General features: G+C 65.8%; 15 protein-coding genes. All 15 read right to left on the bottom strand.

The window, feature by feature from the left end; genetic code table 11:
* Positions 1-16: 16 nt before the first annotated feature.
* The 15 genes from CQ050_RS23285 to CQ050_RS23215 all read right to left on the bottom strand — a co-directional run bounded on the left by CQ050_RS23285 (position 17) and on the right by CQ050_RS23215 (position 18,412).
* Positions 17-1,012 (bottom strand): BamA/TamA family outer membrane protein, encoded by a 996-nt coding sequence (locus tag CQ050_RS23285; RefSeq protein WP_369868696.1) that lies wholly within the window; start codon positions 1,010-1,012, stop codon positions 17-19.
* Positions 1,013-1,161: 149 nt separating this feature from the next.
* Positions 1,162-3,681, bottom strand: coding sequence for a fused MFS/spermidine synthase (locus CQ050_RS23280; protein ID WP_233214265.1), 2,520 nt, complete (start codon positions 3,679-3,681; stop codon positions 1,162-1,164).
* Positions 3,682-3,784: 103 nt separating this feature from the next.
* Complete coding sequence (locus CQ050_RS23275) at positions 3,785-5,419, bottom strand: arylsulfatase (RefSeq protein ID WP_105559188.1); 1,635 nt, start codon at positions 5,417-5,419, stop codon at positions 3,785-3,787.
* Positions 5,420-5,468: 49 nt separating this feature from the next.
* Entirely contained in the window at positions 5,469-6,503 is a 1,035-nt protein-coding gene (locus CQ050_RS23270) for an HAD family phosphatase (RefSeq protein ID WP_105559187.1), read from the bottom strand.
* Positions 6,500-7,924, bottom strand: coding sequence for a BatD family protein (locus tag CQ050_RS23265; RefSeq protein WP_105559186.1), 1,425 nt, complete (start codon positions 7,922-7,924; stop codon positions 6,500-6,502). The genes CQ050_RS23270 and CQ050_RS23265 overlap by 4 nt, the downstream gene beginning before the upstream one ends.
* Positions 7,921-9,435 carry a VWA domain-containing protein gene (locus CQ050_RS23260; protein ID WP_105559185.1) on the bottom strand — a complete coding sequence of 505 codons (1,515 nt, stop codon included), beginning with the start codon at positions 9,433-9,435 and terminating at the stop codon, positions 7,921-7,923. The genes CQ050_RS23265 and CQ050_RS23260 overlap by 4 nt, the downstream gene beginning before the upstream one ends.
* Positions 9,420-10,448, bottom strand: coding sequence for a VWA domain-containing protein (locus CQ050_RS23255; RefSeq protein ID WP_105559184.1), 1,029 nt, complete (start codon positions 10,446-10,448; stop codon positions 9,420-9,422). The genes CQ050_RS23260 and CQ050_RS23255 overlap by 16 nt, the downstream gene beginning before the upstream one ends.
* The gene (locus CQ050_RS23250) at positions 10,435-10,935 is read right to left on the bottom strand and encodes a DUF4381 domain-containing protein (RefSeq protein ID WP_105559183.1); all 501 of its coding nucleotides are present in this window, start codon (positions 10,933-10,935) and stop codon (positions 10,435-10,437) included. Before CQ050_RS23250 ends, CQ050_RS23255 begins: the two co-directional genes overlap by 14 nt.
* On the bottom strand, positions 10,932-11,897 hold the full coding sequence (locus tag CQ050_RS23245) for a DUF58 domain-containing protein (protein WP_105559182.1): 966 nt from the start codon (positions 11,895-11,897) through the stop codon (positions 10,932-10,934). The genes CQ050_RS23250 and CQ050_RS23245 overlap by 4 nt, the downstream gene beginning before the upstream one ends.
* Before the next feature lie 8 nt (positions 11,898-11,905).
* Positions 11,906-12,886 carry a MoxR family ATPase gene (locus tag CQ050_RS23240; RefSeq protein ID WP_105559181.1) on the bottom strand — a complete coding sequence of 327 codons (981 nt, stop codon included), beginning with the start codon at positions 12,884-12,886 and terminating at the stop codon, positions 11,906-11,908.
* A gap of 59 nt (positions 12,887-12,945) precedes the next feature.
* The gene (locus CQ050_RS23235; protein WP_105559180.1) at positions 12,946-14,094 is read right to left on the bottom strand and encodes a formylglycine-generating enzyme family protein; all 1,149 of its coding nucleotides are present in this window, start codon (positions 14,092-14,094) and stop codon (positions 12,946-12,948) included.
* Between the two features lie 146 nt (positions 14,095-14,240).
* Positions 14,241-14,510 carry an H-NS family nucleoid-associated regulatory protein gene (locus CQ050_RS23230; protein WP_105559179.1) on the bottom strand — a complete coding sequence of 90 codons (270 nt, stop codon included), beginning with the start codon at positions 14,508-14,510 and terminating at the stop codon, positions 14,241-14,243.
* Positions 14,511-14,611: 101 nt separating this feature from the next.
* On the bottom strand, positions 14,612-15,583 hold the full coding sequence (locus CQ050_RS23225; protein ID WP_105559178.1) for a helix-turn-helix transcriptional regulator: 972 nt from the start codon (positions 15,581-15,583) through the stop codon (positions 14,612-14,614).
* Between the two features lie 211 nt (positions 15,584-15,794).
* Positions 15,795-16,424, bottom strand: coding sequence for a class I SAM-dependent methyltransferase (locus tag CQ050_RS23220; RefSeq protein WP_105559177.1), 630 nt, complete (start codon positions 16,422-16,424; stop codon positions 15,795-15,797).
* Positions 16,425-16,669: 245 nt separating this feature from the next.
* On the bottom strand, positions 16,670-18,412 hold the full coding sequence (locus tag CQ050_RS23215) for a biotin carboxylase N-terminal domain-containing protein (protein WP_105559176.1): 1,743 nt from the start codon (positions 18,410-18,412) through the stop codon (positions 16,670-16,672).
* Positions 18,413-18,424 lie beyond the last annotated feature (12 nt).

Below are 18,424 nucleotides of genomic sequence, written 5' to 3'. Positions count from 1 at the left end.
CCTGCGGCACCTGCATTCAACGCCACGCGCTACCCACCTGGATGTATACGGCGTTCTGGTCCTTGCTGTGCGCGACGTCGATACCCACGGCAAGCCCCAATTTCTGCGCAAGCAGATAGCGGAACCCGGTGCCGACGCTGACGACGTTGGACGCGTCTGAAAACGGAAGGCGCTCGCCATACGCCTTGCCTACGCCCGAAAATGCCAGCAAGGACCATCGCGGCGTCACGTTCCAGCGCAGTTCTCCTTCCGTCACCACCGCATTGCGGTCTTGGTAGCGGCCGCGCGACACGCCGCGCAGGTCGACGTAAGGTTGTGCGTAGAACGGGACCGCCCCGCTGGTGAACTGCGCATCCGCGCGCAGCCCCAGCGTCCAATTGGGCGCGGTTGGAATCCATGTGAATCCGCGCGCCCGATAGGTCTCGAAATTCTGGTCGCTACCGGCCCATGGGCGCGCCATCTGCGCTTCCAGCTCGACGTAGCTTCCGTTGTTGGGATAGAACATGTTGTCGCGTGTGTCGTAGTCCGCCACCAGGCCGACTTTCCCGATATGGCGCGCGGCGTTCGCATCCAGCGCATCGGCCGCGTTGCCTGTGAAGCGGGTCTCGGACCGGAAGTACGTGTAGCGCGGCCCAACGTACCAGGACGAACCGCCTATCCGCGCAAGCAATTGTTGAATCAGCATCGTGCCCTTGAGCTCGTAGCTGCGGCCATTCCCAAGCGGACCGTAATAATCCAGGTTCACGCGCCCCGAGACCAGCGCGCCAAGATAGCGGTATTTGTCGCCGCCCCAGGTATGGAAATGGAATAACCCGCCGCCCCGCGACCCATTCTCGGTGAGCCCCCCGCCGACGCCGGTGACGTTCGGCGGCACATCCTTGCCATCGGGCCGCGCGGTGGGCGGTTCCGCGCCGTCGGGCGCCGAAAAGTACAGCAGCATGACCCCGCCTCCGTATCCGACGGCGGGCTCCGTGATCACCATCGGCACCGGCAGCACGCCTTTACGGTTCAAGAGGAAATCGCCGGCGTCAAAGCCCCCTGCTTCGGCATTTTCCCGCGCGGGATCGCTGGCTGATGCGGCCAGGGGGAAAAGGCAACACGCCACGGCGCGCAGCGTCTTCACACTTGCGGATCGCGTCCTGGCGTTCACGGCCTGCTGCCCTATTCCGCTTTCCCGCTCGTAAACCAACGCAAATAGGGGTTGTCGCGGCTGGCCGCCGCCAGTCGGGCGCCGTTGCGCGCCCATCCGTCGCGGTCGCCTTCATAGGCCGCCAGCGCGCTTTGATAGAACACGTCCAGCACACTGCGTTCGCGATCGATGTCCTGCGCCATGTCGGCATCAACGGAGGTTAGCGGCGGTTCGCTTCGTTCCGAAAGCAAGGCGGGCAAGGTGCGAACGACCTCACGCGGGCGAACCCAGGTTGCGTACTCGATCGCCGGCCGGTCATCGGTGACGGCGGGCGTCGACCCGGCAAAGCGCGCCAGGCCGTCGCGATCGGTCACCCAGGTGGCCAACAGCGCGGCCGGGGATGCGATCCCGACCTCGGCCAGCGCCGTTTTCACTTTCGGGTCGGTGAACCGGGCGGCAATGCGGGCGGCATCCAGCGGCAGCGGGGCCATCGAGCCAATCATCAGCATTTCGTGGAACTCGGTGGTCCAAAGGGTGGCGTGCGGAAACACGTTGATGAAACTGGCGACCAATGCGCGGGTGTCTTCCAGATTCTGCGTGGGCAGCGGCAGCCACTGCGCAACGATGCCTTGCGGGTTCAGCCGCGAGGACGCCAGGGCATAGAAGTCTTGCGAGTAGAGATTGACCACGCCCGCGGCCGACGGCGGAGGCGGCTCCAGCGTGATGAGGTCGTAGCGGTCGGCGCTGCCCAACAATTCCCGCCGCCCGTCTTTCAGCCGTACTTCCAGCCCGGGGTCGGTCGACGCCCCATAGCTGCCCTTGAACAGCGGCGCGGCATGCAGCACGCCGGGAAGCAGTTCGGCGACCACCCTGTGTTGCAGGCCGGGATAGCGCGACAATGCGCCCGCGGTAATACCGGTGCCGTAGCCGATCACCAAGGCGGAGCGCGGTTCGCCTGCATGCACGATCAGCGGCAAGAGCGCCTGCAGGCGCATATAGCGCAGCGACGGCATCGCGTCGCCGGAATTGGACACGCCCTGGATGTACAGGCGATGGAAGCGCCGATCGCCCTTCCCTTGTTCGACCACCGCGACGGTGCCGCCGTGGTTCTCTTCGTAAAAGGCCAGGTTGCCCCCTTGCGCGCCCGGCAAGAGACGGGCCAGGTGGTCGACCGGCATGGCAACACCCAGAATGACGGCGGCCCCCGCGAATGCCGCGCCCAAGCCTTTTGCCAGCGGCGATGACGCTTGCGCGCGCCATATCGCCACGACCCCGATGCAGCAAGCCAAGACCGTCAACAACGCCAGGCTGCGCACCGTGCCCAAATAGGGAAGCAACACAAACCCCGTCACCGCCGTTCCCGCGATGCCGCCGAGCGTGTTCGACGCCAGCACCGCGCCCGCGCCCTGCCCTCGGCGGTCGGCTGGCACGGCAATGCGCAATACTGCGGGAAAGGCCGCGCCCAGCAGCAGCGTGGGCAAGAGCACCACGGCGCTTGCCGCCACGGTGAACCGCCCGGCCATGCCGGCCATATTGCTTTCGGTCCAGCTTAGAACGGACGCTTCCACCAGGCTTTGCGCGCTGACCAGCCAGCGCCCCAGCAGCGCGGCTTCGATCAGCGCGATCAGGCCGGCGCCTGCCACCAGGAACCCGAAGACGCGCCAGGGCTCGCCCAGCCAGCGTTCGCAGCGGGCGTACAGCGCCGAGCCCACTGCCAACCCGGCAAGATAGACGGCCAGCACGATGGAAAATGCGAATGCCCGGGTGCTCATGAAGGGCACCACCATTTGCGACCAAAGCACTTCATAGCCCATTGCGACCGCGCCCGCGGCTGCATACAGCCCCAGCGCCGCACGCGCGTCGCGGGGCAACGCCAGGGCTGGCGATTTCACGCGTGGCGGCGGCGCATCGCCAGCAGCGGGCAGGTGTTTACGGTCCAGCGACCACGCGCCCAGCGCGGCAACGAGATTCAGGCTGGCGGCCGCCCAGGCGGCGCCATGCACGCCAAGCGCGGGGATAAGAAGAAACGCGGGAAGCAGCGCGCCGATGATCGCGCCGCCCGTGTTGGCGGCATAGAGGGTGGCGCCTGCCCGGCCCACCCGTCCGGCGCCTGTCGCGCGCAGCAGCACCGGCAAGGTGCCGCCCATGAAAAAGGGAGCAATGCCGACCACCAACACCACGGCAAGCCAGGCCAGCAAGGGGCTGAACGCCTCGCCACGCGCAAACGCCGGCGCGCCCAGCGCCAGGATTGCCGTCACGCCCACGCCCAGGACGGCGATGGCCGCTTCAATGCCCGCATACAGCAGGAACGGCCGCTCGGACAGGTCAGCCCGGCGTCCCAGCACCCAGCTGCCCGCCGCCAGCCCCAAAAAGAACGCCCCGACCGCCGCCGCGATCGCATGCACTTCGACGCCCACGATCAGCGACAGTTGTTTGATCCACAGAATCTGGAAAATCAAGGACGCCGCGCCGGACAAGGCCAGCAGCACGGCCGCCTGCCACAAAGTCGTGCGGGAAAGAAAGGCCACGCCTGCCGCAGGGACCGCCGTCATCGGGCGCGCGGATGCATTCATGGAGTTGTCCTCTTCCTCTTATCGGGTCCACCAACATACCAGCGGCGGGCGCAGCCGCAAAGCCGCGCCCGCCCCTTACTGCTTAACTACCCTTCTTTTTCGCCTGCTGCGCGAAATACTCCTCGATCTTCTTGTCCACTTCCTTCTGCACCTGATCGGTACTGAAGCTGGGCGGATTCTGGCTGGGCGGCCAGTCGATGAAGGTCTGCAGGAATTCCCCGGCCTTGGCGGATCCGATGAACGCCAGATACGCGTTCTTGGTCAGCCAGTCGTTGTACTGATCGGAAACGACGTCGGCGCGTTCATAGGGGTCCATGCGTAGGTTGAACACCTTGGGCACGCGCAGGCATACGAACGGTTCCTTCCATACGGCGAACCCGCCCGGCGCTTTTTGTTCGCAAAACACGACCTTCCAGTTCTCGAACCGCATGGCGACCAGCAGGCCGTCATCGTTGAAGTAATAGAAGTCCTCGCGGGCGCTCTTGTCGCTCTTGCCGGTCAGGTAGGCCAACTGGTTATAGCCGTCCAGATGGACCTTGAAGTCCCGATTGGCGCCGCTGGGTCGCCAGCCCTTAAGCAACTGATCCTTCACTCCCTCGTTGCCTGCGGCGGCCAAGAGCGTCGGGAACCAGTCCAGTCCCGAGACGATGTCGTTCTTGACCGTGCCCGGCTCAATGTGGCCTGGCCACCGGATCATCGCCGGCACCCGGAAGGCGCCTTCCCAGTTGGTGTCCTTCTCGCTGCGGAATGGCGTTGTGGCAGCATCCGGCCAACTGAACTGGTTGGGCCCGTTGTCCGTCGTGTAGATCACGATGGTGTCCTTGGCGATGCCCAGGTCGTCCAGCTTTTTCAACAGCTTGCCGACATCCTGGTCATGCTCCCACATGCCGTCGGCGTAGTCGTTGCCTGGCATGCCGCTTTTGCCCTTGTGCTCGGGCCGGATATGCGTGAACACGTGCATCCGCGTGGTGTTCATCCACAGGAAGAAAGGCTTTTCCGCCTTTCCATGCTTGTCCAGGTAATCCAGCGCCGCACCCACGGTTTCGTCGTCGATGGTTTCCATGCGCTTGGTCGTCAAGGCCCCGGTGTCCTCGATCTTGCCATCGGCCGACGCCTTGATCACGCCGCGCGGCATATAGGCTTTGACGACGGGGTCCTTTGCATTTTGCGGAAAGTACGGGCGCTCGGGCTCTTCTTCGGCGTTCAGGTGATAGAGGTTGCCGAAGAACTCGTCGAAACCATGTTTGATGGGCAGGTATTCGTCGCGGTCTCCCAGGTGGTTCTTGCCGAATTGCGCCGTGTTATAGCCTTGCCCCTTCAAGGCTTGAGCAATGGTGATGTCGCGGTCCTGCAACCCAACGGGCGCGCCCGGGATGCCCACCTTCGACAAGCCCGTGCGGCGGGCCGACTGGCCAGTGATGAAGGTGGACCGGCCCGCCGTGCAACTGTTCTCGGCGTAGTAGTCGGTGAAGATCGCGCCCTCGTTGGCAATCCGGTCGATATTGGGCGTCCTGTAGCCGACGACCCCCTTCGTATAAGCACTGATGTTGGCCTGCCCCACGTCATCCCCGAAGATGACAAGGATGTTCGGTTTTTTGCCGGACGTTTGCCCCTGAGGGCTGGACTGGGCATTCTGGGCCTGCGCATAAGCACCGCCCATCACCGCAAGTCCGCTTGCGGCCACCAGCGCCGCTCCCAACCATCGTCTTGCTTTCATAACTGCTCTCCTCGCCCAACAGGGCCGTGTACTCCCGACTCACACTTGCTCAAGGCTTTTCGAACGCGTATATCCGTTTCCACTCCGTCTTCATGTCAACCACCGTCCAGCCACTGCGCTGCGCTTCGTCCAGCGCGCGGTCCAAACGCCCGATACTGGAATCCCGGTCATAGGCCCATTCGCGCTGCGCATCAGTGTGATGGACGATGCCGGCAAAGCGCTTGCCCGCGCCGGCAGCCGTCCACTGCAACATCTGAAGGTCGCCGTCTGAATTGCCGAAGGCCAACAGCGGCCGGCGGCCGATGTAACGCTGGATGGCCACCGGCTTTCCGGGACCGTCATCGTTGAACTCGAGCTTGCCCTGGCGCCAGAGCACCGGCTTGTCGCCGCGCATTTCAAACGTCGTGGTGAACCCGCTGCCAATGACCTGCTCTGGCGGTACGCCGTAGGCGGCCTGTGCCCAAGGGCGCATGAATTCGGTTTCGCCACCCGATACGATGTAGGTCTTGAAGCCGTTCGCGCGCAGGTAGTCCAGCAATTCGCGCATTGGCACGAACGTCATCGAGGTATAAGGCTGATTGAACCGGGGATGCCGCGCCGTCGCGGCCCACTGGGTCACGCTTTGCGTGAAATCGTCCACAGTCATGCCGGTGTGCGTCGCGCCCACGATCTTCAGCAGGCCCTGCTGGCCGGTCTTGGCCAAAGCGGCCTTATCGCCTTCGATCGCCGCTTTGAAAGGCGGACGCTTGGCCCATTCGGGGTGCGCCGGCGCCATCTCCTTGACCCGGTCCAGCGCGAACAGCACCTCGAAATACATGGGCTGCTCGGACCACAGCGTGCCATCGTTGTCGAACACCGCGATACGTTCCTCGGCCTCGACGAAGTCCGGGCCGCCTGGCTGTGTCACCGCGCGCACGAAATCCACGATGGCGGTGCGCGAGGGCCCGTCGTTCCACGACGGCAGCTCTGCTTGCGCAGGCGGAGCCTTCTGCGGAGAGGCGCAGGCCGTCAAGAGCAGCGCGATGAAAGCCGGCGCCAACCACGCCGTCCAGCCATGCCGTCGTTCAGTCGTTTGCGTCATCATTGCCTTCCTTGCGCATCTTGCGCCGTTGCAGTTCGCCCGGCGTGGACCGGGTTCAAATCGTCCGGCAGGGCATGGGCGGGCGTCGGCGCCCGCCGTCGCCGCCACGCCTGTCTCCACTGAGCCGATGACCGGGAAAGCATGTCCCGCCATGCCGAAGCGGCTTGCGGCGCACCATAGGCATCGCGCAGCACCGCCGCCGCCGTCTGCCGCGAATCCTGGCCTAGCGGCGCCACGGCCGCGCGCAAGTCCTGCGCGCCCGAGGCCACGCGCAACCAACGATAGAAGGCGCCAAGCGTTGCAGTCGGCCCGCGCGCTTCCTGCCGCCATGCGCGCCAATGCCAGGCTTCGCTTGCCCGCCGCGCCACGGCCACTTGCACCGCGCGGGCGCGCAGCGCCACGGCAAGACGCCGCCACAAAGACCAGGTCAGCCACAGCGCGACAATGACAGCCAGCAAGGCCCCACCCCACGCCAACCAGGCCGTCGGGATGACCCAGCGCAGTCCATGGCGCAATCGGGCCAGGTCTTCAGCCAGCGAGAACGGCGGGGTGACGGCAGGGGCTGGCGCCACGGTGAATTCCCGCCCGGGCAATTCCGATTTGGCGGGCTCGCCGGTTGCGCCATCGCGCCATCTCACGGTCAGTGGCGGCAGGCGGAATGTGCCCGCGGCTTGCGCGACGTAATCGGCGCTGTCCGTCCGCTGGCCTCCGACAAAGCCGCCGCGGCCGTCGTCCAGGGTGGTCACCTCCGGTTCGCGCGGGTAGCGTTTGAAGCCCGGCAGGTCCGGCAGCGCCACGGCGGGAAGTAGCATCGCCTGCACGCCTTCGCCGCGCTGCGTGACCGAGCGTGTGATCCGCCCGCCCACGACCAACGGGTCGGGCGCCATCGAGAAGGCCTGGGTGACTTCCATTTTTCCAGCCGCCACCGCTTGCCCGGCCACCGCCCCCTGCGGCAGCACGGAAAACGAAACGGGTTTGCTCGTTCCCGATGCCATCGGGCCGCCGGGACCCACCTTGGCCGTCACTCGCAACGCTGGCACCTGCATGGCGCCAGCGGCCGTGGGACTCAGGACATAGGTATAGCGCACGCCGCTATAGGAAACCCCGGCTACGGTATCGCGCACCAGTTCGCCTTCGCCCTGTGGCGGCGTCACCAGCACGCCCGGGATGTCTAGCGCGGGCAACACCGGCGGTTGCGTGAACCAGGTGGCGGTCAGCACCTCAAGTTCCAATCGCACTGTCGCGCCCACCCGCACTTCCGCGGGCGCCTGCAAGGTCGCGGTGACGCGCAGGGCCGGCGCGTCTTGCGCGACGGCAACACCGAGCTGGCTGAGCAAGCCGAAGAGGCCAAGCAGGCAAGACAGGCCAAACAAGCCCAATGGGCCCCGCGTCAGGAACGAAAGCACTCGATGCAACCCCATCATGGGCGCCCTCCCGCCGCCGCGTCTTCGACGGCGAACCTGCCGCGCAGGAAACGCGTCGGCGATAACGTCAGGTTGCGCAACCACACCTCTTCGGACGCAGCCTGCGCGACCGGAGCGGCGACCATCTTGCCGCCCTTTGCCGTCTTGTCGGCGATGGTCTGATCCGGCGGCTCGGCTTGGTCGCCCTGCTGTTCCTGGCTCATGGCCGCCAGCAGCCTCTCGACGATGCCGCGGTTCACGGCGGCGGCCTCCCAGCCCGGCGACAAGGCCAGGGCCCGATCGTAGGCGGCCAATGCGGCGTCGTATTGCCGCAGGCGCGTCTGGGTATTGGCCACATAGAAGACGCCTTCGGGGGTCTCGACCTTTGAAAACGCGGCCAGGGCGTCGGCGTACTTGCCTGCCTGGTAGGCGGCCCGCCCCTTCCAGTACGGATCCTGGAACAGCGCGGCGGCTTCTTCAAAGCGGCCATTGTCGAACGCCCGGCGCCCTTGCTGGTCCGGCGTCAGAAACGCATCGGCCAGCGGATTGGCGCGCGATTCCGTCGGCATGCCTACCGATACGGCGATCAGGATCGCAGCCATCCAAGCCACATTCCAACCCCGCCGCACCGTCAACCATGCCAGCAATGCCAAGGGCCAGCAGAGCCAATAGCCCGCGTCCTTCCAGTGAATGGCGCCAGACTGCGCGTCCTGCACGGCCTGGAAGTGCTGCTGGGCGTGCAGCGTGATCCAATCCAGGTCGTCGGGCGTGGCGGAAAGGCTGCCCAGCGGCGCGCCAGCTGCCCGCGCCAAGCCTTGCAGCGCATCCTTATCCATGCCGGATTGCCCCACCGCCATCACCAGCACCTGCAGGTCGGATGCCGCTTGCGCGCGCTGACGTACCGCGTCCAGGCTGCCGGCATCGGCGCCATCGGTCAGCAGCAGCAATGTGCCGCCGGCGCGTTCTGCCGCCAACACCTGCGCGGCCAATGCGATGGTGCCTGCCGCGTCGCGTCCTTGCGGGCCGATCAGATCGGACGCCAACGCCTGGGTGAACAGGTCCAGCAAATTGGCGTCGTCGGTGGGCGGCAGCACCAGGTGGCTACTGCCCGCGTAGGCGATCAGGCCCGTCTTGGCGCCGGCGCGACGCGCCGCCAGGTCGCGCACCAGGTGCTTCGCCGCTTCCAGACGCGTGGGCGGAACATCGGCGCCGTCCATGGACGGTCCCAAGGCAACAGCCACGATCAGCGGCGCCACATTGTCCAGAAATTCGGGCTGGTCGCGATGCCACGCCGGGCCTGCGGCGGCGACGGACCCGATGGCCAGGATCAGCGCCAACACGTCGATCGGGCGCGGTCCGCGGCTGCCGGGAGAACGCACGATCAGATAGGGCAACAGCACGGGTGAAATCCGGCTGGCGCGCCCCACGGCGTCTCCTTCGCCGCGCCGCGCCCACCAGGCCAGAGCCGCGCCCAGCAGGCCCAGCAACCACCAGGGGCGCAGGAAGTGGAAGGCGCTTAGGTCGAGGTCCATGCATCCCCCTCTTCCGTCCGCCCTTTCCGTGGGCCCGGCGCACGCCGGGATCGCCACGCCGACATGGCGGCCCCGCCGTGCCAGGCGGCCAGCAGGCACAGGGCCAGCCCAAGCGGCAACCAGAAATAATCGCGCTTGGGTTGATGCCGCAACGTCTTGACCTCCTGCGGCGTGATGCGGTCCAGCGTGTCATACACCGATTGCAGGCTGGCCAGGTCTTCGGCCTTGAAGAACTGGCCATTCGTTGCGCGGGCGATTCCTTCCAGCACGCCGAAGTCGACCCGGTCTTCGCCGCTTGCCGCCGGATCGCCAATGCCGATGGTATGCACGATGATGTGGTGCTGGGCCGCCAGCGCAGCGGCGCGCGCAGGCGGCACGGCGCTTCCGGTGTCGTTGCCATCGGTCAGCAGAATCAATACCTTGTCCCGCTCTTTCGCGACATCCAGCATCCGTATGCCCAGGCCGATGGCGTCGCCAATGGCCGTGTTGGGGCCCGCCATGCCCACGGCCGTCCGGTCCAGCAATAAGCTCAGCGCGACATGGTCGCCCGTCAGCGGCGCCTGCGGATACGCACTGGTGCCAAACACGATCAGCCCCAGCCTGTCGTCCGCCCGCTTGGCGATAAAGTCCGCCACCACGGCCTTGACGGCCTTCCACCTTGACTCGGGCCGCCCGTCGGCGTTCCGGAAATCAGCGGTATCCATCGACTGGGAAATGTCCACGGCCAGCAAGACATCGCGGACCGCTTCGGTGTGCGTCAGCGGCGGTTCGACCCACTGCGGCCGCGCCAGCGCCAGCACCAACAACAGCCACACCACGACGTTCAGCCACAGCTGGCCAGGGCTGGCCCGCACGCCGGGCCGCGATGGGGACTGCCCCGTGATCGCGGCGACGGAATCGAAGAACGGCACGCGCAGCGCGTTGCGCTGCTGCACATAGGCGGGCAGCCAGCGATACGCGGCCAGCGCCAGGGGCGCGGCGGCAAGCAACCAGGGATATTCAAGCCGCCACATGGTGCTTCACCATCCAGTCGCGGCTTGCCCGGATCAATTGCGTAAGGGTGGCGCTATCCAGTTCACGCACCGCCTCGTCCGGGGCATATGCCAGCAATCGCATCAACGCAGGCGCCTCTTTCGGGAAGCCCTGCGGCACGTCGCGCTCCAGGTAGTCCAGCCACGACTGGCCGCTCAGCGATGCCACGCCGGCGTGCCCGCCGGACGCCTGGGCCGCCAGCGCCGTTCGCTTCAGCAGCGCCGGCAGGCCGCGCGCCGCCAAGGGATCGCGTTCGGCCTCTCGCGCCAGTTGCTGTAACGCCTTCAACGCCTGCCGGCGGTAGAGATTGCGTCGGCGGCGGCGCCAAATGGTCGCTGCGGCCCATGCGCCGCCACCCCCCAACACGACGGCCAGCACGGCCCAGCCCCAAGTCTGGGGCCAGTACGAGACCGCTGCCGGCAGCGGTAGCTCGCGCAACGCGTCCAATCCTGGCAGCGCGTCGCTCATCCCAACGCCTCTTGTCGCGTGGGCGCAGCCAACGCCGTCGCCGGTTTGCCGAGTTCACGGCGCAGCTGGGCCAGTTCGTCTTCCGCCGTATCGATGGACAGCGACGGTACGTGGCTGCGCCGCAGCAGTTCCGCGACTTGACGCAGGCGCTCGCTGAAGAAATGCGCAAGCGGTTCGCGTTCTCGCTGCCTGCCCACCGCAACTTCCAGCTGCAGCTCGCCTTGCGTGACGACCAGTCTGCCGTTGCGGGGCAATTGTTGCGCCATCGGATCGAACACCAGCATGGCCAGCACATCGTTGTGGGCGGCCAGAAGACGCAGCGTGCGCAACGTTTCCTCGTCCGCGCCGGCGAAATCGCTGATGACGCAGACCAGGCAATCGTGCGGCGCGTTCAACAAGGCGCCGCGCAATGCGCGGTTCAGCCCCTGCGCGGCAGGCGCATCCGGCTGCGCCGCGCGCAAGTTGGCGTTCGCGCGAGCAACTTCAGCCAGCAAGGCGCGGACCCGGTCGCGGCTGCGCAACGGCTTGAACGCCTTCACCCCGGCGTCGTCGAATACCAGGCCACCGACACGGTCCCCTCCTCGATAGGCGATCCAGGCTGCAATCGCCGCAAGCCGCGCCGCCACCGCGCACTTGAACGCGCGCACCGATCCGAAGTACATGCTCATGCGTTGATCGACCACGATCATCGCCGGGCGGTCCCGTTCCTCGGTGTACGAACGCACGAACGGTTTGCCGTAGCGCAGGGACGCGCGCAGATCCAGACGGCGCAGGTCATCGCCTGCCACGTAGCGGCGAAGTTCGGCAAAATCCAGCCCCCGCCCCCGCAAACGCGATCCGTGCGGCCCGGCAAGCACACTGCTGAGCGGCTGGTTCGCCAGGAACGACAAGCCGCTGGCGGCCGCCTCCAACGCGATCAGCTCGGACAGCGGTGGATGAACGGGGTGCGGCATGCGGTTCATGGCGATCTCTATGCCGGCACGGCGACAACGTCCAAGACCCGGTCGATGACCTGATCGGCCGTAATCCCGTCCGCAACCGCGTCGTACGAAAGGTGCAAGCGATGGCGCAGCACCGCGTGAGCCACCGCGCGCACGTCGTCCGGCGAGCTGAAGTCGGCGTTTTCCAGCCAGGCATGCACCCGAGCCGCGCGGTCCAGTGCGATGGCGCCACGCGGGCTGGCGCCGACCTGGATCCATCGGCCCAGATCCGCGTCGTAGTCGGCGGGGCGGCGCGTGGCGTTCACGAGGTCTACCGTATAGCGATCCACCGCGGGCGCCACATGTACGGCCGCCGCTTCGGCGCGGCAGGCGAACAAGGTTTCCTGCGACATCTGGGCAGTTTCGTGGCGATCGCTCGTGGCAGCGTCCCCTGGCGTGCCCCTCAGCAGCGCCAGCATCGCCATTTCGTCCTCGGCGCCGGGGTAGTCCAGCTTGATCTTCATCAGGAAGCGATCCATCTGCGCCTCGGGCAAGGGATACGTGCCTTCTTGTTCGATCGGGTTCTGCGTGGCCAGCACCATGAACAGCGCAGGCATCTTCCGCGTGTTGCCACCGACGGTGATCTGCCTTTCTTCCATGGCTTCCAGCAGCGCGGATTGCACCTTTGCCGGCGCGCGGTTGATTTCGTCGGCCAGGATCAGGTTGCCGAACAGCGGCCCGGCCTGGAACGCGATGCGGTTGTGCCCTTCGGCATCCTGCTGCAGCACATCGGCGCCCGTGATGTCCGACGGCAGCAGATCCGGCGTGAACTGGATGCGGCTCATATCCGCCGCAAGGTGCGCGGCCAGGGCCTTGACCATGCGCGTCTTGGCCAGCCCGGGCAGGCTCTCAAGCAGCACATGGCCGTCCGCCACCAACGCGATCAGCATGTGGCGTATGACCGGTGCCTGCCCCAAGACCTGCTCGGAAATCGCCGCTTCCAACGCCAGAATTCCATCGCGCTGCGCCATGCTTATCCCTTTCGTCTGATGCAAAACGGGTAGATCTCGCCGGGGCTCCCGGCGAGCGATCAACGGCTGGCGACGCGTCCCGGGCGGCTTTGCGCCTGCTTCCATTGCTCGGGCGTCATCACCGTGCGAAAGCCCAGGTGCGACATTCCGTTCAACGGGTCGGTGCCCCGGCGCGCGCTGGCCCGGTAGCTGATGCAGTACGTATCGCTGCACAGGAACGAGCCGCCGCGCGTGACGCGCTTGGGCGCGGAAGCCGGCACGTTTCCATCGTCGGGATCGAAGCTGTCTGCCGGCCCGGCGGGATCTTGCGGCGGCTGACGGTACTGGGCCTGAATGCGGAATGCATCGGCGCGATACCAGTCGGCCGTCCATTGCCACACGTTCCCCGCCATGTCATAGAGGCCGTACGCATTGGGAGGGAACGAACCCACCGGGGTCGTGCCGACTTGAATCTTCTCGTCCTTGACCACCGGGAACGGCTGCTGTTGCTGCGTGTCCCAGATGTTGGCCATGGGTTTGCCATCGGGACTGAGCTCGTTGCCCCAGGCGTAGGTCGCCTGCTCCAGGCCACCGCGCGCGGCAAACTCCCATTCCGCTTCCGTGGGCAGGCGCTTGCCCGCCCACTTGGCATACGCCTGCGCATCCTCGTACGACACTTGCACGACCGGATGGTCGTCCTTGCCGTCGATGCTGCTGCCCGGGCCTTGCGGTTTACGCCAACTTGCGCCGGGCACGAACCGCCACCAGCGGGTGTAGTCGCGCAACGACACTTCGGACTCGGACCCCACAAAGACCATGGCGCCGGGCACAAGCAGGCGGTCATCCGGACGCGGCGTGCCCGGCGGCAACTGGACCTTCAGGTCTTCCCACTTGGGCTTTTGCTCGGCCGTCGTCACATAGCCCGTCGCCTCGACAAAACGGCGGAACTCGGCGTTCGTGACATCGTGGGTGTCCATCCAGAAGCCGCTTACCCGCACGCTATGCGGGGGCAGTTCGTTCGGCTGCGAGAGTTTGTGGTTATTGCCCATGAGGAATTCCGCAGGAGGAATCCAGGCCATGCCGGCCGGCCCCTGCTTGCCGTCGCCAAGCGTGGCCACCACCGCCGCAGGCTTGGGCGTCAGGCTGACGCCCGCGACATAGGCCCCCAGCGCGCTGGCGCCAAGAAGGACGCCGGCTATCGTCAATCCAACTTTCAGTTGTTGCTTCACGTGCCCCTCCGTACTGCTATGGAAACGAAACGGTGCGCCGTTACGCTGGCGCATGGGTATCACGAATTGCTTGTCACGCTGAATCGGAAATGCATTCGGCGAATGCCGACGGAGACCTTCAACACACACGTTGCCCGCCTGGGCAGTCAATCCACGCTGAAAGCGTGGCGATCCTTACCCCTGACCCAGTTTGGCGGACGGCCGATGCCGTTCCACGTCTGGCCGGTATCCGGGTGGCGATAGCGCACCAGGTCGGAAAGATCGGGGCCAAACAAATGGTCTGGCTTTATTCCATACTCTTTTATCTTGCGCCGCATGTCGACAAGAATAATTTGCAACTCCTGGCGACGCAGGCGTTCTGCCTCGGCCTCCAGCGTGCGTATGCGCGCTTTGACCTGCCGATAATTTTCCTCCATGGACCCACCTTTCAGCCGTTCGGTGCGTGCGAAAAAAATACCGGGTCGCGTTATTTGGCGATATCCGAAAAGCGAAATCTTTGGGAGGCAATTTGTTATTGTTAGCTACGAACGCGCCGCAGCGTCTCGCGTGGCGATTCGCCGAATGCCTGCCTGAAATACTGGGCAAACCGAGACATGTGCCGAAACCCCCACTTCGTGGCAACCTCGGACACGCTACTCTGGCCGTCCGTAAGCAGGTCTCGCAACGCACCATTCAACCGGGCAGTCATGAACCAGCGTCCCGGTGTCATGCCCACGCTGCGCCGGAAAATCAATTCCAACGAACGCAGGCTGTAGCCGCTGCGCCGCGCAATCTCGGTCATCGCGACATCGGCGTCTTCGCCCGACAGGACCAAGCGCTCGCAGGCGGAAATCAAGTGGTGATGACGCCGTTCGACGACGGAGCGCGCGGCCTCACGCGACGGTGTCGCGCTGCCTAACGCGTCGATATAGCCGTTCAGGAGCGACTCGCGGATCACCGCGGCCAGTTCGGGGGCCAGTCCGCCCCCGGGTTGCACCCGCCTGGCCACATCGAACGCGTCGTCGGCCAGGCACGTCAATGCGTGGCGGCCACCCGCCGTCAGGTGCAGCGATTGCGCTGACTGCGTCGGCAGCGCCAGCGTAAACCCCAGCCTGCGCGTGGCCTGCAATTGAAGCACCGCTTCCGGAACAAAGAAATTCACCCACCGCGAGGGGCCGAATGCGTGATAAAGAAGTTCCAGGCTTGCGGGATAAATCTGTATTTCATCCGCGCCGAGCGACGTTGTGTTGACTTTCGTTCGGTCGCCCCCGACCGCCATGAATCCGATGCAAATGCCGTCTTCCGGCATGCACCCTTGCGCAATCACGGGAAAGTCATAACACCCGGTTTCCAGGCGAATGTCGCCGAGGATCAGCCGTTGATGTTGCAGCACGGTTTGCCGGGACGAAAGCAGGCGATGTTCGAAGCGGCCGCCGTAGACCACATCGAATGCCTGCGACGGCTCGAAACCCGAATAGACCTGCGTCATGTAGACCGACTGAAAGGACACGGCAAAACCCCTGCATGATTTCGCTTTTCGGATAACGGCCGACAGAGATTATCACCGGCAGATAAATCGCTACAAGGCTAAAACTCGTCTTTAATCGGTATACCTCAGAATCGTTACGCCCCATCGATTTTCTGGGAGCGCGGCACAGGAATGCCGACCACGGCCCGCACCGAAGGCAACGAGCCGCGACAAGAGGACGCCCCACTCCAGGCTACAGCCGGTTCAGGCTGTACACGGACGCTGGCGGCAGGTTCAGCGGCACGAAGCGTTCCCGGCGAGCCGACAGCCCGCAGGCGTCCAGCACGTTTTTTGATATCGGGCACCGCACGCCATAGGTGAAAAAGTGCATGGCCGCCCCGGGCCGCATGGCCTCGAAAACCGCCGTCAGCAATTGATGATGGTGCGCCCCGCTCATGTTGCGCAGCGGCAAGCCACAGATGGCGGCGTCGATCCCATCGAGCTCGGGATGCAGATGCCTGGACAGGTCTTGCGCCGACACCTGCAGCACGGCGGCTTCGGGAAACTGCGTCTTCAAGCTTGAACTCATGCCCGAGTCCTGTTCGACCAGGACCAGGCGGGAAGGATGGACGCCCTTGCGCAGCAGTTCGCGGGTGAACACGCCCGTGCCGCAGCCCAATTCCAGGACTTTTCCCGCCATGGCGGGCACCGCCGCGGTAATGGCGGCGGCCAGGGCGGGGCCGGACGGTGACACGGCGCCGATGGCAGACGGGTTGGACAACAGGGCTTTGACGAACTGCTTGCGCTCTTGCAGCCAGCTCATCCGCCACGACGAAGGATGGCTGTGACGGGTGCCGGTCTTGCACGACGACGAGGAATGCATGGGTGCCTTTTATCTCCGGATTTTCGAACCCCATGCACACCGTATTGCTGCGCGGCACGAGAGAACTACGCAGACATTACCTGCACCTGGCCGCCCAGGCTGGCAACCGGACGTAAGCAGCCTTATCAAATGGCGGCGGCGCGACGGTCCGGCCTCCTTGGCGAGCGGCTGTCGCTGTCAGCTTGCGTTGCAAGTCCCTGCGCGACACGGTCACTCGCGGCACCCGCCACTGGCACCAACCGGCCCTAGTCGATACGCGCGATCTCGGCCCCTGCCGCCACCGCCTTGCCTGCGGCCGCCTGGTGCTTGAGCACGCCATCGCGATGCGCCAGCACCTGCATTTCCATCTTCATGGCTTCCATCGTGGCGATCAGGTCGCCTTGCTTGACGGTGGCGCCGTCTTCGGCGTTCCACGACTGGAGGGTGCCTGCGATGGGCGCCGCCACGCTGTGGGCGCTGGCCGGGGCCGACGCGCCAGCCATGCCGGCCGTCGCGGGGCCTGCCGCCGCGCCTGCAGATTGCAGGCCGCGCAGCAACTCGGCGGGCAGACCCAGCGACACGCGGCGGCCATCGATCTCGACGGCGGTGCGGTGCAGGCTTGCATGACCCAACGGCGCCGGGCGCACAGCGGCCTCCAGGTCATTCGCGAAGTCGGTCTCGATCCAGCGGGTATGCACCTTGAAGCCTTCACCGTCGCCGATGAAATCGGCATGGTCCAGCACGGCCCGGTGAAACGGCAGCACCGAGGCCACGCCTTCGATACGGAATTCAGCCAGTGCACGGCGGGCCCGTGCGATCGCCTGTGCCCGGGTGGCGCCGGTGACGATCAGCTTGGCCACTAGTGAATCGAACGTGCCCGGAATGGTGGAGCCGGATTCCACGCCGCTGTCGACGCGCACGCCCGGCCCGGACGGCGCGGCGAACGCCGCGATGCGGCCCGGTGACGGCAGAAAGCCGCGGCCCACGTCTTCGGCGTTGATGCGGAACTCGATGGCATGGCCGCGTGGCGCGGGGGCCGCATCGATGGCCAGCGGCAGACCGTCGGCGATGCGCAGTTGCTCGACCACCAGGTCCAGGCCGCAGGTTTCCTCGGTGACGGGATGCTCCACCTGAAGGCGGGTGTTCACCTCCAGGAACGAGATGGCGCCCGACGCGCTAAGCAGGAATTCGACCGTGCCCGCGCCGACGTAGCCCGCGTGGGCGCAAATGTCGCGCGCCGACGCGTGGATGCGCTGGCGCTGGTCGTCGCTGAGGAACGGCGCCGGGGCCTCTTCCACAAGCTTTTGGTTGCGGCGTTGCAAGGAGCAGTCCCGGGTGCCCAGCACGACCACCTTGCCATGCGTGTCGGCCAGCACCTGCGCTTCGACATGGCGAGGATGGTCCAGGAACTGCTCTACATAGCATTCGCCGCGCCCGAAGGCCGTGACCGCTTCGCGCACGGCCGACTCGTACAGATCGGCCACGTCCTCCATGCGCCAGACGACTTTCAGGCCGCGACCGCCGCCGCCAAACGCCGCCTTGATCGCGATGGGCAGGCCGTGTTCCTGCGCGAAGGCCAATACCTCTTCAGCGCCGTTGACCGGGCCTGGCGTGCCGGCCACCAGCGGTGCACCGACGGCCAGCGCGATCTTGCGGGCCTGGACCTTGTCGCCCAGCCGTTCGATGGTGTCGGGCGACGGCCCGATCCAGCTCAGGCCCGCGTCGATCACGGCACGCGCGAACACTGCACTTTCAGACAGGAATCCGTAGCCGGGATGCACGGCATCGGCGCCGCTGCGGTGCGCCACGGCCAACAGCTTTTCGATGTTGAGATAGGTGTCGGCCGGGCGGTCGCCCTCCAGGCCAAATGCTTCGTCGGCCATGCGCGTGTGCAGCGCGTCGAAATCGGCGTCGGCGTAGACCGCCACGGATTTCACGCCGTAGTCGGCGCAGGCGCGGATGATGCGCACCGCGATTTCGCCACGGTTGGCAATCAGGACTTTCTTCATGGCTGGCATATT

This window comes from Achromobacter sp. MYb9, assembly GCF_002975275.1.
Taxonomy (GTDB): domain Bacteria; phylum Pseudomonadota; class Gammaproteobacteria; order Burkholderiales; family Burkholderiaceae_B; genus Achromobacter.
The sequence above is the reverse complement of the archived record's forward strand: the minus strand, read 5'-3'. Positions and strand labels throughout refer to the sequence as shown.

What these genes read in the sequence shown, in the direction of transcription:
- CQ050_RS23280 (WP_233214265.1), bottom strand. Translation starts at nt 3,681, where the DNA reads ATGACGGCGGTCCCTGCGGCAGGCGTGGCCTTTCTTTCCCGCACGACT.
- CQ050_RS23275 (WP_105559188.1), bottom strand. Translation starts at nt 5,419, where the DNA reads ATGAAAGCAAGACGATGGTTGGGAGCGGCGCTGGTGGCCGCAAGCGGA.
- CQ050_RS23270 (WP_105559187.1), bottom strand. Translation starts at nt 6,503, where the DNA reads ATGATGACGCAAACGACTGAACGACGGCATGGCTGGACGGCGTGGTTG.
- CQ050_RS23265 (WP_105559186.1), bottom strand. Translation starts at nt 7,924, where the DNA reads ATGATGGGGTTGCATCGAGTGCTTTCGTTCCTGACGCGGGGCCCATTG.
- CQ050_RS23260 (WP_105559185.1), bottom strand. Translation starts at nt 9,435, where the DNA reads ATGGACCTCGACCTAAGCGCCTTCCACTTCCTGCGCCCCTGGTGGTTG.
- CQ050_RS23255 (WP_105559184.1), bottom strand. Translation starts at nt 10,448, where the DNA reads ATGTGGCGGCTTGAATATCCCTGGTTGCTTGCCGCCGCGCCCCTGGCG.
- CQ050_RS23250 (WP_105559183.1), bottom strand. Translation starts at nt 10,935, where the DNA reads ATGAGCGACGCGCTGCCAGGATTGGACGCGTTGCGCGAGCTACCGCTG.
- CQ050_RS23245 (WP_105559182.1), bottom strand. Translation starts at nt 11,897, where the DNA reads ATGAACCGCATGCCGCACCCCGTTCATCCACCGCTGTCCGAGCTGATC.
- CQ050_RS23240 (WP_105559181.1), bottom strand. Translation starts at nt 12,886, where the DNA reads ATGGCGCAGCGCGATGGAATTCTGGCGTTGGAAGCGGCGATTTCCGAG.
- CQ050_RS23230 (WP_105559179.1), bottom strand. Translation starts at nt 14,510, where the DNA reads ATGGAGGAAAATTATCGGCAGGTCAAAGCGCGCATACGCACGCTGGAG.
- CQ050_RS23220 (WP_105559177.1), bottom strand. Translation starts at nt 16,424, where the DNA reads ATGCATTCCTCGTCGTCGTGCAAGACCGGCACCCGTCACAGCCATCCT.
- CQ050_RS23215 (WP_105559176.1), bottom strand. Translation starts at nt 18,412, where the DNA reads ATGAAGAAAGTCCTGATTGCCAACCGTGGCGAAATCGCGGTGCGCATC.